Below are 16,103 nucleotides of genomic sequence, written 5' to 3' on the forward strand. Positions count from 1 at the left end.
TCAAAAATAATCAAAACCTTAGGATTAGAAGTTATTAGCAGGAAGAATCGGCAATGATTTTCCATTTACCGTCAATTCTTTTAAAGATAATCATGAACGTGCCCTTAGCATCACCTACCGTTCGCTTTAGCATATATTCGCCCATTACAAAATAGGAATCTTGGTTAATAGGATGAATCTTAGCAATAGTGAAGGTCAATTCTCCAGTATGGGACGCATCCGGATAATTTTTTTTATAACTATCCAATGTGGATGTCCACCCTGTTTTTAATTGGGCTCCACTATAAAAAAATAAGGAATCCGTTTGGTGGTAGGCTTCCATGAAACCTTTTAAATCATTGTTGTTCCAATCTTTTTGCTGCTGAGCTATTATGTGGGTAATCTCCTTTATATCATTTTGCGCATTAGGCTCTTTATGACACGAGCATAACATGAGGAGGCTTATATATAGTATATGTACAATTCTCATATTTGAAACACAAAGGGGCGCAAACTAATTTGTTAAAGCTTGTTCAATAGCCGCCTCGACCAAAGGTTCCATAATTTTGTAACCTTCTACGGTTGGGTGTACACCGTCTTCTGCATATTTTTTGGGCAAGCCATTTTTCTCATCGGCCATAGCAGAAAAATAATCCACATAAATATGGCCTTTATCATCACAATATTCTTTGATCAATTTATTAAGTGCAATAATTTTCTCAGCTGGTTCCAAACCTGGTTTCCATGGGTAATCATATGCGGGTAGGGTAGAGGTTAAAATTACTTTTATATCATTGGCTGTGGCTATTTCTGCCATTCCCTTAATATTGTCCATAATCATTGCTATGGTAGACGGACCTGTATTTCCGGCTATATCATTAGTGCCAGCCAATAGTACTACAGCTTTAGGGTTTAAGTCTATCACATCTTGCCTGAACCTAATAAGCATTTGTGGGGTAGTTTGGCCGCTAATACCGCGATTAATATAAGGTTTTCCCTTGAAAAATTCCGGTCTTGAATTAAGCCAACCAATGGTAATGGAATTACCCATAAAAACAATCCTATTCTCATTATCGCTGATTTCAGGGAGATTGTTGTTGGCTTCTTTAAAACGATTGAGGTCTGCCCAATCCTGAGAATGCAATTTGGTAAGTCCTAGCAAGGATAACATAAGCACAATACTAAGTTGATATACAGATTTCATATTTATTAATTATGTTTTTTGAATTTCAGATTTTTCATTTGCGGTTAGCGGAACATTTTTAATGATGCTCTCCTTATTGGGCCGTTGAACAAATAAATAGGCCAATAGACAAATAACGATGACCAAGGGCAGCGCATTGCCCGTTTTATAATATGCATATAACCCTGCAAAGGCAGGTACTTCTATCAATGCATATTTTATATGTAACGCGGATTGATATTTTTTGAGTTTATCTGCCAATTGCTCATTTAACTGTATGTTCAAGGTCATTTTTTTAAAAACCCATTGACTGCCAAAATAACCTAAAAGAGCCAAAACAGGAACTATGAATAGAAAGATATCCTGGCCATTGGTACTTGTATTAAAGCTATTTATTTGCAACACTATCCAAACCGTAAATATGCCTAAACCTGCTACAAGGAATAAATGCATAATAGAGAGACTTTTGATAAAATTTTTTAGTTCCATATGTTATTTAAAATGGTAAGATACTATAATTATAAACTCTATTGAATAGGTGCAGTTGCAAACTTAGGATTTTATGAAATTTAGGAAATTAGAATAATTATCTTTGTGGACTTATGGTAAAATATATTTTGGTCTTACTTGTCTTTTTAACCATGCATACGGCTAAAGGACAAATTGAAAGTGATAAGGCTTTGCATTTTTTGGGTGGAAACTTGTATGGTTTGGTTGGAGCCGGTATTGCAAATGAAATTTCTGATGGAGATAGAACCTGGACCTTTATTGGAGCAGTAGGCGGTAGTTTGTTAATTGGTGTGGCCAAGGAAAGTATTGATCAAAAGCAGTATGGAGGTTGGGACAATGCAGATTTGATTGCCACTGTACTGGGTGGTGCCACTATAGGTTTCACCATTGATATTTTCAAAAAAAGAAAGCAACGTAAACGCGATAAGATTTTCAAAGATGCAGTTGGAGAAAACTACAACTACGATAGAGAAACATACCCAGTACAAGAGTTAAAAATAAATTCGTTGCACGTACTAGGTATGTCCAATACCGTATTGCGTAAATAATTATTAGTATTTGGCACTTTTTCCGTTGGCCATTGTTCGCAATATAAACTCCCTTACATCATCATTAGCAGTTTTTAGGTCCTCTCTACGTAAATACATCATATGGCCGGAACGGTATCCCTTAAAACTAAAACGGTCCTTTAGCCTTCCACTTGGGTCAACTTGCCACATGGTATATTTTGCATTGAAATAGTTGGTTGCACCGTCATAGTATCCAGATTGAATCATTACGTTCAAATATGGATTTTGGGCCATGGCCTGTCTTAAATCATCTCGGGTATTGTCGTTTTCATTGTTCCAAGGGTGCACGGGGCCAAACATGTTATATTTTACATCGGTCTTAAAATTAAGTTCCTCTTGTAAATAATAGTTTATGGCAGGGGTAAAGCTATGTAACCAGGAAGTTAGTTCAGAATTGTAATCAGGTCTCATTCCGGCCATTTGCCTATCTATGCCCAAATATCTCGAATCTAATCTGCCTACGGTGTATCCACCCTTATCCCTTAAAAGGTTTTTCCAAAAAAAGGATGTTGGTACGGATAGATTTTGATCAATAACATCTTGTTGATCTAACCCGGAATAGTAAGCAATCTTTTCAGCCACCTTCTTCTTTTCAGATGCATCTAAAAATCCACCTTTGGCCAATGCCGGTATTAATTGGTTAATGGTGTAATCTTCGGATTCCGGTAAAATATCAAGAAGGTCTTTTTCCTGTAATGCCTTTGGCAATGCTTTGTGGTGCCAAGCCGCCGCTGTGTAATAGGGCAAGTTTATTGCTTCCGCTACCGGGCCGCTATTACGGATGACTTTATAATCTGCGGGAGAAACCATGATTACCCCGTTTAAATACATCCATTGTTGATTTTGTAAAGCTAAGGAAAGGCCCATGACCCTTGTACCGCCATAACTCTCCCCAATGATATATTTTGGGGAACGCCATCTATTATTTCTGGTCACAAATGTGTTAAGCCACTCCGCTAAATATTTAATATCGGCATTAATTCCAAAGAACTTATCCCTGTCAACTTCTTTTCCGCTTTCCGGAATAGTTCTACTATATCCTGTATTTACGGGATTTACATAGACTATATCGGCAACATCCAAAACGGAATGTGGATTCTGATCTACACCATAGGGCTGTACAGGATAACCTTCATCATCTATTTTTAATATTTTAGGTCCTGTATAAGCCAAATGCATCCATACGGATCCGGAACCCGGACCTCCGTTAAATGAGATCAATAGAGGTCTAGCGGCGCGATCTTTAATATTATTCCTGGTATAGTACGTATAATGTAAAGTTGCAACGGGTTTGGAATTACTGTCCCAAACGGGTTGGGTGCCGGTAGCTGCGGTATATGAAAAGGTACTACCGTTTATCGTTGCATTGTGCTGTGTGGTAATTACCGTATCTACAGGTATGGTACGCGATTGCGCAAATACTGCCGAAGCAAAAACTAAGAAGAAAAGGTGTACAATTTTTTTCATGTTCATTTGGTGTTGGTGAGTATACGAAAATAAGAATATTACAGGGATCATTTAGTGTGTTTTATTGAATACTTAAACTCATTTACAGCTTGGATTCATTTCGATAATCTATGGATAAGGAAAGTTTTCAGTTTTTTTAGTATTCTAATGTCCTATCTGTTAATTTTAATTAATTTAATACTCAAGCTATATCACGAAGAACATGAAGCACTATACAAGACGTAATTTTGGAAAGCTGGCTACAACAGGTTTTTTTGGCGCTGCCGTTTTTGGGTCCGTACAATTGGCTATGGGTTTGAATAAGGGGAATGAAACTAAAAAACTTGGTGTTGCGTTGGTAGGACTGGGTAGTTATAGTACTTACCAATTGGCTCCGGCACTTGTCCAGACAGAATATTGCTATTTGGCGGGCATAGTAACGGGTACAAAAGAAAAGGAGGCCGCATGGGCCAATAAGTATAATATTCCAAAAAAGAATATTTATAACTATGAAAATTTTGACGCGATAGCCAATAATGATGATATCGATATAGTATATGTGGTGTTGCCCAATAGCATGCATGCAGATTTTAGTATAAGGGCCGCCAAAGCAGGAAAACATGTAATTTGTGAAAAACCTATGGCGGTCAGCGTGGAAGAATGTGATGCCATTATGGCCGCATGTAAAAAAGCGGATGTAAAATTATCTGTAGGGTATAGAATGCAAAGTGATCCCTATACACAGGAAGTAAAAAAATATGTAAGGGAAAAAACCTTTGGCGATGTTCATTTTGTATCCTCCGATGCCGCTTATATTTCTAGGGGAAATCCAGATCAATGGAGGTTGAAAAAGAAATTGTCGGGCGGTGGGGCTCTACTTAATATGGGTGTTTATGCAATACAGACCAGTATCTATGGGGTAGGAGAAAATCCCACAAGTGTATCTGCGCAGGAGTTTAGTACACGACCAGAATATTTTAAGGATACGGATGAGACCATTACTGCCCAGTTTACATTTAACAATGGTGCCGTAGCCCATATGATGACTTCCCATAATGCAAACGGGAACCGACTAAAAGTACATTGTAGCAATGGCTGGTTTGAGCTAGATCCTGCCCATAACTACGGACCGATCAATGGTAGAACCTCAAAAGGAAATACTATTTCCTTTCCTTATCAAAGTCAGCAAGCATTACAGATGGATGATTTTGCAAGACATATTCTGTTAGGTACCAAAAACGTTGCTCCTGGTGAAATGGGAAAGCGTGACATGATTATTGCCGAAGCAATTTATGCATCTATTGTAAATGGCGGCAAAACACAACCCTTAAATTTAGGTACCATGGGCATTGTAAGTTAAATGTATGATTTACAATGTGTTATGTTTTTTAATCGTTGCGGTTAACAATTAGTTCAATGTTACGTAATTCTATCATTACCTAAATTTTACATTGTAACACTAATTTAAGATAAGCATAAAGCAATGCTAATTTTAAGGGTACTTTAAAACAAAGATGTCAATATAGTTTTGTGGAGTAGATAACCTAAAACTAAATTGATAATGAAAATCACAAAAAACGTAGTAGTAAAAACCTTGTTGCTATCATGTATTGGTATGGCCGTACTGAGTTGCGACCCTGAGGATGGAATTGATGGAATAAATGGTAAAGATGGTGTTGACGGCGTAGACGGGGTAGATGGCCAAGATGGAAAAGATGGTGAGGATTTTACACCACCGGCAACCATGTTCGAAAACAAGTCCAACTTAGCTCCTTTAGTAGCCATGATGCCCCAGTTCAATTATGTGGAGGCATATTCATTGATAAGCTCCTCTGATACTTTAAGCAATGATTTTAAATTGGTAGGGGCACAGGACGGTGCAGGGTTTTTAAAAGACCCTGAAAGTGATGGTTATATCTATGTGGTAAATTCTGAAGATGCCTATGCAGTGAGCAGGATTAAATTAGACGCCAACCTTAATCCTATTAGTGGGGATTGGTTATTGAATTCTGGTGTGGCCGATTTTGCTAGACAATGCTCCGCTACCATGTGGGAAGCAGATATACATGGCGGTGGGTCAGATATATTTCTTTCTGCTTCTGAAAGTATTAATTACGATGTAAAGGGAATTGATCCCTATGTAGCAACACCTACACCGACCGCAGATTTTGGTTTGGATGCTCTTGGTGAATTTTCATGGGAGAATGCAGTGCCTTTACCAAAGAATGCCTATCCTGGTAAAACGGTTATTTTAGGCGGGGACGATGATTCCAGTGGCTCTGAAGGCCAAGTTTCATTATATTACTCGGAGGATGGTGATGCAGATCTTACCGGAGGAAAAATCTATGTACTTCGTTTTAAGCAAGTGTCCGATGGATCGGGGGGTGTTATCGATGCTACTCCTGAAACCATATATAACGAATCTAACTTGGACTTTCAAACCACCTATGATGTAGAGTTTGTTGAAATTGTGGATGGTGCGGATATGACCAAGAACGAAATGGAAGACGCTTCCGTAGCGGTATATGCATCTGCATTTATGAGGGTAGAGGATGTTGATTATCAAAAAGGAACAGATGAAAAGGGAAGAAACGTATTTTTTGCTGTAACCGGTAGGGGACCTGGTGCTGGCACGTATAATGACTGGGGTACGGTATATAAACTGGAGCTTGATGAAGAATCGCCATTGACTGGAAAATTAACGCAGATCGTTAGTGGAAATACCGATAGTAACAACGCGGACGGGAACCTAAGCATGTTGCAAAGCCCGGATAATATCTGTGTTACGGAAAACTTTGTATACTTTCAGGAAGACCCTAATTCTTTTGACAGGGGCCATGCTGCATATATATATCAATCAGATTTAAATGGTAACAGTATACGTCCGGTTCTTGAATTAGTGCTTAGGTCCGATCTTACCGCTGATGGATCGCTAAATGTTGGAGATGGCGATGGTGGCGAATATGGTGCGCTTATAGATATTTCCGACAAAATAGGGTTTCCGGATACATTCATTTTAAACTTACAGCCACATTACTGGCAAGATGATTCATTTAAGGGGCGTGATGGACATGTAAACACGGATTATGAAGATAATCAAGGTGGACAGATCGTTATCCTTAAGGGGTTACCTAGATAATTTTTCTTTAATCAACTGAAAGGGCCTACCCAATTTTTTGGGAGGTCCTTTCTAATTTAAATACGTTTATGTTCAAGAAAATTTGTTATCTATTGGTGTTTGGGGTTGCGTTGGTCTCATGTAAGGATGTATCAATCACCACTACGGAAACTTTGGATAAGGTGCCAGATTTTACTAAAGCTCAAGACTATTATTATTCAAACATGGTTTTGGCCGTTAACTATATGGATTCATTGATGATGGTCAAGGTAGATGATCCTTTGGCAAAGCAATATTTTAAAGAGGTCCGTACCGCTTTCAAAAAAGCGGAGCCATACGCGTCCTATCTTAAACCGGAAGTTGGTCATAGGGTAAACGGACCGGCTTTACCGGTTCTGACCGAAGATACCCAAAAAGTACTTGCACCCATTGGACTGCAAAAGATTGAGGAGAGTATTTATTCAGGCATAGATGATGAGAAAACTTATGAGCGCGAGTTGGAGTTGACCAAGGGGCTTATGGTAGTTTTACGCAATTATATCCCAAAACGTACTCTTACCTCCCAACGTTTTTTTATAAGTATCCATCAACAGCTTATGAGAATTGTAAGTTTGGGTATAACGGGTTTTGACACCCCTGTAAGTCAACTAGGACTTGAAGAAACCAAAATATCGCTCAACAGTTTATTTAATGTATATAGTACGTCGTTGGCACATATTGTAAAAGAGCGGGCACCAGAACTTAATGAGGATTTTGAAAAAACCGTTTCTTTGGCAATCAATTTTATTGGGGACAATCCCAATTTTGAGACTTTTGACCGGTATATATTCATTAGGGATTATTTTAATCCTATAACTAGAAATTGGCTGGCCATTAGAAAAGCATCTAGTAGTTGGGAGCCGGTAGATAACTTTCCATTTAATTTTGATGCTCCCACTTTTTTTGAATCCAATTCATTTAACCCAAACTTTTTTATATCGAACACCAATAAAAATCCGACCCAACAGCAAATAGACTTAGGAAAACAATTATTTTTCGATAAAAATCTATCTAAAAATAAGGATATGGCCTGTGTCACCTGTCATAATTCAAATAAGGGTTGGGCGGATAACGTGGTATTGAATAAGGATAATGAAGGAAAAGATTTAGACCGTAACACACCAACGTTGATCAATGCTACATTTCAGCAAAGTCAATTCTGGGACGGGCGTTCACCAGATTTAATAGCTCAAGTATCCGCTGTGTTTACTAATGAGAAAGAATTTGCTTCTTCGGTTCATAAATTTTCTAACGAGATCATGATCAACGATAGTTATCGGCTCTTGTTTAAAGAGGCCTACGGAGATATATCCATAAAAAATATTGATATGGTTAAAGCGATATCTTCCTATATAGCCACCCTTAACGGATTTGACTCAAAGTTTGATAAAAATATTAGGGCAGAAGTAAATTCATATACAGAGGAGGAAAAATTAGGATTTAATCTGTTTACGGGAAAGGCCCTTTGTGCTACTTGCCACTTTATACCTTTGACCAATGGTACCGTACCACCATTTTTTGCGGAACATGAGAAAGAGATTATTGGTGTTCCTGCCAATGCCAATAATAAACAACTGGATGAAGATGTAGGATTTTATGCAATATCCAAAAAAGACCTACAAAAAGGAATGTTCAAAACCCCAACGGTACGTAATGTAGGTGTTACTGCTCCTTATATGCATAATGGTGTTTATAATACCCTAGAGGAAGTCGTTAATTTTTACAATCTTGGTGGAGGTATAGGTTTGGGCTTTGATCTACCGCACCAAACACTACCTTTTGATCAACTGGATCTGACTAGTATTGAGGAAAATGCATTGGTAGCATTTATGAATACTTTGACAGACGTTCCCAAAATCACCAATTATTAAAATTTTTCAAAAACGCCGAGTCCAAATAAGGCAAAGTCATATTTTACGGGATCAACTGGATCTAGCTTCCTTAAATTGGCATCTAGTTCTGCTAAAGCCTTGGCATCATTTTGTTTACGTTTTAGCAGACCTAGTTTACGTGCTACGTTACCGGAGTGTACATCCAAGGGACATGATAATATTGAGGAAGGTATATTTTCCCATAAACCAAAATCAACTTCAGTACTTGCATCCCTAACCATCCATCTTAGAAACATATTAATGCGTTTTGCCGCAGAACCTTTTAATGGGTCAGATACATGTTTGGTTGTTCTGGTTTCATGGGGTAGTTCAAAAAAAAGCTCTTTGAATTTAGATATCGTAGGTTGTAATGAATTTGATGTCTGGTATTTGGTAAAGATTCCTTCAAGTCCATTATATACTTTATAGATATGCCTTAAACTTTTTATGAAATAGGTTAAGTCAATTCCATTAAAAGTTCTATGTACAAAACTGGCTAATTGGTCCAAATCTTTTTCACTGTAATTACTTATGAAATCATAAGGACTTTGGCCCATTAACTCCATTAACTTATGTGAATTGTTAATGATACTTTTTCTGTTTCCCCAGGCAATTGTAGCTGTTAAGAAAGCACTGATTTCAATATCTTCCTTTATGGTGAACATATGTGGAATTTGTATAGGGTCTGTGTCCAAAAACAGTTTATTGTTGTAAGCAATGACTTTTTCATCCATAAATTCCTTTAAGTCCGCCTTGTTCATTTAATGTCAATTTTTAGTATGGTTACAATCAAAACAGGGGCTAATAAAATAAGGTTGTAAAGCCCATGCAGTATTATGGACCATAATAGACCAAACTTGATTCTTATAAACCCTAATATGAATCCTGCACAGATTTGTGGTGCTACCAATAGGGGCGCAAAGTAAATTACTTGTGTAGACCATTCAAAATTACTGATGTGAACCAAACCGAACAATATTGTAAAAGCATAAAAGATTTTTGGGAAAGAAGTCTTGTTTTTAAAATAAACCAATGGTGCTCTAAAAACTAACTCTTCTAGTATGGGAGCTACGATTACTGCTAAAAAAAATATGGTCATGGGTGAATATTGGGCAAATAAATCCTCAACGGCATGTTTGCCCATGTCCAAATCAAAAATTTGCTGTACAACTCCTGCAATGGTCAAGAGCAATACACTTAATGCCAATGAGATGAATAAAAGTTGAACTAATCTCCCCCATCTATAAATAGATGATTTGTTGGCATCTATTTGATATTCAGGATGCTTTGCAAATTCATAAAGTTCTTCTAGCATATTATATAATTATGCTATGATAATTTCTTTATCCACAATTTTGCCATCGACCATGGTAAGTTTACGGTCGGCCATTTCAGCTAATTCTTCATTATGGGTAACGATTACGAAAGTCTGTCCAAACTTTTCACGAAGCTCAAAAAATAACTTGTGTAGATTGTCCGCACTTTCAGAATCTAAATTTCCGCTTGGCTCATCCGCAAAAATTATTGATGGATTGTTGATCAGTGCCCGGGCAACTGCTACACGTTGTTGTTCTCCTCCCGACAATTCTGCCGGTTTATGATCAATTCTATGAGAAAGACCTAGGAAAGTCAATAGTTCCTTCGCCCTTTTCTCAGCTTCAGCTTTTGGTGTTTTTTTAATGAAAGCGGGTAAGCACACATTTTCCAATGCCGTGAATTCTGGTAACAGCTGGTGGAACTGAAAAATAAAACCAATATGTTCGTTTCTGAATTTTGCCAGCTCTTTGTCGTTTAAATTGGTGGTTTCAATATTATTGATCAATAAATTGCTGTCATTTCTATTGGATTGTACATCCAATGTTCCCAAGATTTGCAACAAGGTGGTTTTTCCTGCACCGGAAGCACCTACAATAGATACAATTTCTCCTTTTTTTATATGCAGGTCTACACCTTTTAAAACCTCTAATGTTCCGTAATATTTATGAATGTTAGAAGCTTTGATCATAGATGAGGTTATTTAGATATGTGTTCAAAATTAATGAAAATAGCGCTTGCGAAAAATACTATGTGCAATTATACTTTTACAAAAGCTTTCATTGGTAGAATGAATTTCAAAATGAGTAATTTTGTTGCTTTTATGAATAATAAGTAGGGTAATTGAAAAAAGATTACGTAATTTTGTTCAACGAAAATAAAATTTTATTAAACATAATTTATACTATATGTCCTCTTATAGAAATTTAGAAGAATATAATCTTGAAATAACCGATGAAGTAAGAAGCAGGTATTCTTCCATTATTGAAGAAATTGGTGAAAATGTAGAGCGGGAAGGACTTATAAAAACTCCTGAGCGTGCTGCAAAGGCTATGCTTTTTTTAACCCAAGGGTATAAACAGGATGCCGTTGAAATTCTCAAAGGGGCCATGTTCAAGGAGTCTTATGATGATATGGTCATTATAAAGGATATTGAATTGTATTCCTTATGCGAGCACCACATGCTACCATTTTTTGGGAAGGCCCATATTGCTTATATACCCAATGGCCATATTGTAGGACTCAGTAAAATACCTAGAGTGGTAGATGTTTTTGCAAGAAGGTTACAGGTACAGGAGCGCTTAACACATGACATTCTAGAATGTATCAATACTACCTTAAAGCCAAAAGGGGTTGCCGTAGTCATAGAAGCATCACATATGTGCATGATGATGAGGGGAGTGCAGAAACAAAATTCGGTCACTACTACTTCTGGATTTAGAGGGCAGTTTGAGAAAATAGAAACCCGGAACGAATTTCTAAAACTCATAAGTGCTAAACTTTCCTAGTCCTTTTTTTTGATTTAAAACCTATGAAAATTTGGCATCTTTGTTGTATACCACATAAAGATTAACTAAATTTTCAATATGTCTATTTTAAAAAATAAAAAATATAAACAACTCCTTATGGGGCTGTTGTTCGATGGTATTGGTATGCTGTCTTTTGCCATACCATTTGTAGGTGAGTTCTCCGACATTGTCTGGGCACCTTTGTCAGGATGGCTAATGACCAGAATGTATAAAGGTAAAGTTGGTCAGGCAGCGGGTATATTTACATTTGTAGAGGAGATTATACCAGGTTTTGACATTATACCCTCCTTTACGTTAATGTGGTTATATACTTATGTCTTTAAGAGTGAAGAAAAAGGCAAGACTATTGAGGTCTAATTAACTTTCTAAAAATTTGTAAATGGCTTAACTTTAACTCAAATCGGAAATGTTTTGAAAAGAAGAAGTTTTGTCACCAAATCGAGTTTGGCAGGTCTGTCCAGTGTTCTCGGAATAGATATTGTTTACGGAGCGTTAATGCCATCTGGTTATACGCCATTGGCCTATCAAGATGTAAATCCTTTTACCTTATTTAAAAAGGACGAAGCCATGGTTGTTCTTAATGATAGACCTTGGAATATGGAAGCCCAGGCACATTTGTTAAATGATCCGGTTACGCCTAATAAGTATATGTTTATTCGTAACAACGGACTCATTCCTGAAACAATTGATGAAAAAATATGGACGCTTACAATTAACGGTGAATCTGTTAAAGCATCTAAGACCTATACGCTTCAAGATCTAAAAACTAAGTTTAAACATTATACCTATCAACTTACTTTGGAATGTGGCGGTAATGGCAGAAGTGAGTTTGATCCACCGGCAAAAGGGAATCAATGGACTATTGGTGCCGTTTCATGTGCCAATTGGACAGGAATAAGGTTAAAAGACCTTTTGACAGATGTTGGCCTAAAAGATGATGCCGTTTATATAGGCTATCATGCGGCTGACCAACATTTAAATAAAAACCCGAATAAAGAACCTATTTCTAGGGGAGTGCCCATAGCCGAAGCCATGCAAGATGAAACTTTAATAGCTTTTGCAATGAACGGCGAGCCTATACCAAAAGTTCATGGTTTTCCATTACGATTGGTTTGTGGTGGCTGGCCAGCTTCAACGTCCGGAAAATGGTTGACCGGTATAAGTGTAAGAAATAAAGTTCATGACGGAGAGAAAATGGGTGGGAGCTCATACAGGGTGCCTTGTGAAACCGTGGCGCCGGGGGAAACGGTTACGGATGATCAAATGTGTATCATAGAGTCCATGCCAGTAAAATCCTTAATTACTTATCCTAAGTCAGGAGCACTGCTAACAGAAGGTAAAATGTTGAAAATCAACGGTCATGCATGGGCAGGGGAATTACAGGTTGCAAAAATGGAATATTCAATAGATTTTGGATCATCTTGGAATACCGCAAATTTAGATACACCTACCAATAGGTTGGCCTGGCAATCTTTTAGCGCACGTGTATCCTTTCCTAAAAAGGGATATTATGAAATTTGGGCCAGGGCCACGGATGAAAATGGTACTAAACAACCCATGGTATTACCTGGATGGAACCCTAAGGGATATTTGAACAATGCTTGTCATAGAATTGCCGTAAAAGTTGTATGATGCAAGAACATAAAGAAACTGAAAGAAATATTTTTAAGCCTGTTTTTAAAATTATCATTTTAATATTGATAAGTTTTGTGGTTTTGGGCGCTTTGGCAATCATGTTATATGGTCCAAAGGAAACTCAAGTAGCGTTAGAAGAAGGTAGTCCTGAAGCTATTGAAAATGGAATACATTTGCGTACAGGACTTATTGACGCACCAGGTTTGCAGGCCGTAATAACCAATTGCACCACCTGTCACTCCTCACAACTTATTATTCAAAATAGAATGGGAGAGGAGCAATGGAACGCAACCATTCGTTGGATGCAAAAAACACAGGGACTTTGGCCATTGGGCGATAATCAAAAAGTAATTGTAGACTATTTGGTAAAAAATTATCCACCACTTAAAAAGGGTAGAAGACCTGCACTCACCAATATTGATTGGTATAACCTCGATGAATAATTCTCAAATATATAAAAGCCCCTAATGGGTAAACTAATAGGGGCTTTTTCTTAAATCTATTCATGATATGTATCTACAGCGGGATACTTACACCTAAATTTATGTTCCTTCCAATATTTCTAATGCCATCAGATTTAAGTCTTGATAAGTGAGAAATATATTCTTTATCTAAAATGTTATTTGCACTCAATTTTATTTCAATGGGTTGGTTAGAAATGGCAACAGTAGCACCAAAGCCTAGATTCAATAATGAGTAAGCACTTGTTGGCATTTCAAAATCACTTACCCTAGTTTGGGCGAAATAAGATTTTAAAGTAATAAAACCATAACCATTATACAAATTCTCATTGACCTTAGCCAATTCAAATCGTAAAGTATTTGTCCAGTTATTTGCAGGAATTAAAGGTAAATTGCCACCATTTTTCAAATCTCCATTTACGATGGAAAAATTGCTTTCCATGTGTAACCAATCTAATGGATGTGGGTGATAATGAAGCCCGGCTTCACCGCCATATAAATTTGCATCTTGTTGTTGGTATAGAAAAACAGCATCACCGTCAACAGTAGTTCCATTTGGCTCTAAATAGATATAGTCGGAGATAGAATTATAAAATCCGTTGATATAAAATTCAAAATGTTCGTTTTGAAATTCTAAAGATAAATCTGTTTGTACATTACGTTCATTGTCTAAATTTTCATTACCAATTTCATATCTATTTGTACCTTCATGAGAACCATTGGAAGTTAATTCTGCCAGATTGGGAGCCCTAAAACCAGAAGCCACATTAAGTCGGCTTATAATATTCTTGCTCAAATCAATTTTATAACCTGCAGCTAAATTAAAACTGTTATAACTTCTTTTTAATGCTGCTATATACCCTTCATCTCCTATGATTCCGTTTTCTTCTCCATCAATAGTACGTCTGTCAAAACGAATACCTAATTGTATATCACTTTTGTTGAAATGTATATGAGAAGTAGCTAAAACACCAATGTCGTTCGTGGTTGCGTCAGGAATTAAAACTTCTTCACCATAGTTTTTATTTGTTTGGTTCATACCTTGAACACCTACAATAGTTTCAACGGCACCGATTTTCGCTAAATTATATTGAATATTATAGCTTAAGGTTTGCAATTTCATGTCTAAAGCAGCTTCTTCACCTTCATGATCTTCACCTTCTTCTTCTTCTTCATGATCTTCACCTTCTTCGTGTTCTTCTCCTTCTTCCTCGTGGTGGTGATCTTCAAATTCTTGTCTATTATTGTTGGTAAGGCCTAAAATGACCTGTAGACTTGAATTATTAAAGTAAATATTAGATTTTGAACTCAGTATATGGCTGGTAATATTTTGAAAAGGTTCTATGGCATTTCTGTCCGTAGATTGTTCACCTATTTCCTCTGGAATACCTAGCTCAGAATTGTTGTAATTATAGCGAACTTCAGTTTTAAAATGGCTCATTTGGTAGGCTAAACCTGTTTTTAAATCCTTTTCATTAAACCGCGAATTGGTCACGCGTTCATCACTTCCAGTTTTATAATCAACATGAGAGCTTCCGCCAAAGCGGGCTAAAAATTTAAGTTTGTCTGAAGATGCTTTTATACCTGCATTACCATTTATTCCTTGAGAATTAGAGAAATAATTAAGATTTATATCTCCGTCAACTTCGTTTATATTTGCGAATTTTTCAGGATTAAGATAAAGAACACCGCCCAAAGCATCCGAACCATATAATAAAGAAGCGGGACCTTTAATTACTTCAACACTTTCAATACCTGCATCACTAATTCCTAACCCATGCTCATCACCAAATTGTTGATTTTCTAAACGTATACCCTGGGTATAGGTCAATACTCTATTTGAACTTAAACCTCTAATTACTGGCTTGCCAATACCAACCCCCGTAGATACACTTTCTACACCAGGAATGTTCGTTAGACCTTCGGCTAAATTAATTGCTCCGGCATTTTGCAACTCTTTTATGCTGCTTCTTTCAACTTTCATTACATTTTCTCGCTGTAATTTATGAAATGGTGTAGATACGATAACTTCTTCCATTTCAATGGCACTCGTAGTTAATTCTAAAGAAAGCTTCGTAGATTTATTTAAAATCTCAAGAGTTTGCGAATAGGTTTGGTACCCTATATATGAGACTACTATTTTAAACTTTCCGGTAGGTAAATTATTGATTTCATAATAACCGTCAGCATTTGTAACCGTACCTTTTTCCAACTGTGGAAAATATATGGATACTTGTTCTAGAGGTTCTTGGTTTTCTTTGTCTTTAATAGTTCCGTTCAAACTATTTTGCGCGAATGCAAAGTGTGCTAACAATGCAAATAGCATTGTTATATGTATATTTTTCATATAAAATTGTATTAAGATATTAAGATTTAAAAGTGTTGCTAGGATTTTTCTAACAAGTTGGGGGACCTCTTAATACAAAATGTAGTTGTTGATATTTACTTA

16 protein-coding genes are annotated in these 16,103 nt (G+C 36.9%); 8 read left to right on the plus strand and 8 right to left on the minus strand.

Annotated features, from left to right (window positions below):
• Nucleotides 1-34: 34 nt before the first annotated feature.
• Genes JM81_RS01575 through JM81_RS01585 form a run of 3 tightly spaced genes read right to left on the minus strand, consistent with a single transcriptional unit; the run spans nucleotide 35 to nucleotide 1,615 of the window.
• Complete coding sequence (locus JM81_RS01575) at nucleotides 35-469, minus strand: YybH family protein (protein ID WP_144800421.1); 435 nt, start codon at nucleotides 467-469, stop codon at nucleotides 35-37.
• 24 nt (nucleotides 470-493) lie between these two features.
• On the minus strand, nucleotides 494-1,183 hold the full coding sequence (locus tag JM81_RS01580) for an SGNH/GDSL hydrolase family protein (RefSeq protein ID WP_144800422.1): 690 nt from the start codon (nucleotides 1,181-1,183) through the stop codon (nucleotides 494-496).
• A gap of 9 nt (nucleotides 1,184-1,192) precedes the next feature.
• The gene (locus JM81_RS01585) at nucleotides 1,193-1,615 is read right to left on the minus strand and encodes a hypothetical protein (protein ID WP_143815189.1); all 423 of its coding nucleotides are present in this window, start codon (nucleotides 1,613-1,615) and stop codon (nucleotides 1,193-1,195) included.
• Between the two features lie 149 nt (nucleotides 1,616-1,764).
• Between JM81_RS01585 and JM81_RS01590 the strand changes: the two genes are divergently transcribed.
• Nucleotides 1,765-2,220 (plus strand): hypothetical protein, encoded by a 456-nt coding sequence (locus tag JM81_RS01590; RefSeq protein WP_186435512.1) that lies wholly within the window; start codon nucleotides 1,765-1,767, stop codon nucleotides 2,218-2,220.
• 3 nt (nucleotides 2,221-2,223) lie between these two features.
• Here JM81_RS01590 and JM81_RS01595 read toward each other — a convergent pair whose 3' ends face one another.
• Nucleotides 2,224-3,708 (minus strand): S10 family peptidase, encoded by a 1,485-nt coding sequence (locus JM81_RS01595; protein ID WP_144800423.1) that lies wholly within the window; start codon nucleotides 3,706-3,708, stop codon nucleotides 2,224-2,226.
• Between the two features lie 202 nt (nucleotides 3,709-3,910).
• Between JM81_RS01595 and JM81_RS01600 the strand changes: the two genes are divergently transcribed.
• The 3 genes from JM81_RS01600 to JM81_RS01610 all read left to right on the plus strand — a co-directional run bounded on the left by JM81_RS01600 (nucleotide 3,911) and on the right by JM81_RS01610 (nucleotide 8,715).
• Nucleotides 3,911-5,047 carry a Gfo/Idh/MocA family protein gene (locus tag JM81_RS01600; protein WP_144800424.1) on the plus strand — a complete coding sequence of 379 codons (1,137 nt, stop codon included), beginning with the start codon at nucleotides 3,911-3,913 and terminating at the stop codon, nucleotides 5,045-5,047.
• Between the two features lie 201 nt (nucleotides 5,048-5,248).
• On the plus strand, nucleotides 5,249-6,826 hold the full coding sequence (locus JM81_RS01605; RefSeq protein ID WP_144800425.1) for a hypothetical protein: 1,578 nt from the start codon (nucleotides 5,249-5,251) through the stop codon (nucleotides 6,824-6,826).
• A gap of 68 nt (nucleotides 6,827-6,894) precedes the next feature.
• Nucleotides 6,895-8,715 (plus strand): cytochrome-c peroxidase, encoded by a 1,821-nt coding sequence (locus JM81_RS01610; RefSeq protein WP_144800426.1) that lies wholly within the window; start codon nucleotides 6,895-6,897, stop codon nucleotides 8,713-8,715.
• Here JM81_RS01610 and JM81_RS01615 read toward each other — a convergent pair.
• The 3 genes from JM81_RS01615 to JM81_RS01625 are packed head-to-tail and all read right to left on the minus strand — an operon-like array spanning nucleotide 8,712 to nucleotide 10,720.
• Nucleotides 8,712-9,476: a TIGR02757 family protein gene (locus JM81_RS01615; RefSeq protein ID WP_144800427.1), complete on the minus strand. Its 765-nt coding sequence runs from the start codon at nucleotides 9,474-9,476 to the stop codon at nucleotides 8,712-8,714. The genes JM81_RS01610 and JM81_RS01615 overlap by 4 nt on opposite strands.
• Nucleotides 9,473-10,030 (minus strand): CPBP family intramembrane glutamic endopeptidase, encoded by a 558-nt coding sequence (locus tag JM81_RS01620; protein ID WP_144800428.1) that lies wholly within the window; start codon nucleotides 10,028-10,030, stop codon nucleotides 9,473-9,475. The genes JM81_RS01615 and JM81_RS01620 overlap by 4 nt, the downstream gene beginning before the upstream one ends.
• 9 nt (nucleotides 10,031-10,039) lie before the next feature.
• Nucleotides 10,040-10,720: an ABC transporter ATP-binding protein gene (locus tag JM81_RS01625; protein WP_144800429.1), complete on the minus strand. Its 681-nt coding sequence runs from the start codon at nucleotides 10,718-10,720 to the stop codon at nucleotides 10,040-10,042.
• 217 nt (nucleotides 10,721-10,937) lie between these two features.
• On the opposite strand from JM81_RS01625, the gene folE reads away from it, so the two are divergent.
• The 4 genes from folE (at nucleotide 10,938) to JM81_RS01645 (ending at nucleotide 13,636) form a co-directional block, all read left to right on the plus strand.
• Nucleotides 10,938-11,537: a GTP cyclohydrolase I FolE gene (gene folE / locus JM81_RS01630; protein ID WP_089260510.1), complete on the plus strand. Its 600-nt coding sequence runs from the start codon at nucleotides 10,938-10,940 to the stop codon at nucleotides 11,535-11,537.
• A gap of 78 nt (nucleotides 11,538-11,615) precedes the next feature.
• Nucleotides 11,616-11,915, plus strand: a complete 300-nt coding sequence (locus tag JM81_RS01635; protein WP_089260509.1) for a hypothetical protein — start codon at nucleotides 11,616-11,618, stop codon at nucleotides 11,913-11,915.
• A 54-nt stretch (nucleotides 11,916-11,969) separates the two neighbouring features.
• Nucleotides 11,970-13,190: a sulfite oxidase gene (locus tag JM81_RS01640; RefSeq protein ID WP_144800430.1), complete on the plus strand. Its 1,221-nt coding sequence runs from the start codon at nucleotides 11,970-11,972 to the stop codon at nucleotides 13,188-13,190.
• The gene (locus JM81_RS01645) at nucleotides 13,190-13,636 is read left to right on the plus strand and encodes a monoheme cytochrome C (RefSeq protein WP_144800431.1); all 447 of its coding nucleotides are present in this window, start codon (nucleotides 13,190-13,192) and stop codon (nucleotides 13,634-13,636) included. The genes JM81_RS01640 and JM81_RS01645 overlap by 1 nt, the downstream gene beginning before the upstream one ends.
• A gap of 73 nt (nucleotides 13,637-13,709) precedes the next feature.
• Here the strand turns inward: JM81_RS01645 and JM81_RS01650 are convergent, their stop codons facing one another.
• Nucleotides 13,710-16,001, minus strand: a complete 2,292-nt coding sequence (locus tag JM81_RS01650; protein WP_144800432.1) for a TonB-dependent receptor — start codon at nucleotides 15,999-16,001, stop codon at nucleotides 13,710-13,712.
• Nucleotides 16,002-16,103 lie beyond the last annotated feature (102 nt).

Origin of the sequence: Maribacter sp. MAR_2009_72, from assembly GCF_007827235.1 — a bacterium.
GTDB classification, from domain to species: domain Bacteria; phylum Bacteroidota; class Bacteroidia; order Flavobacteriales; family Flavobacteriaceae; genus Maribacter; species Maribacter sedimenticola.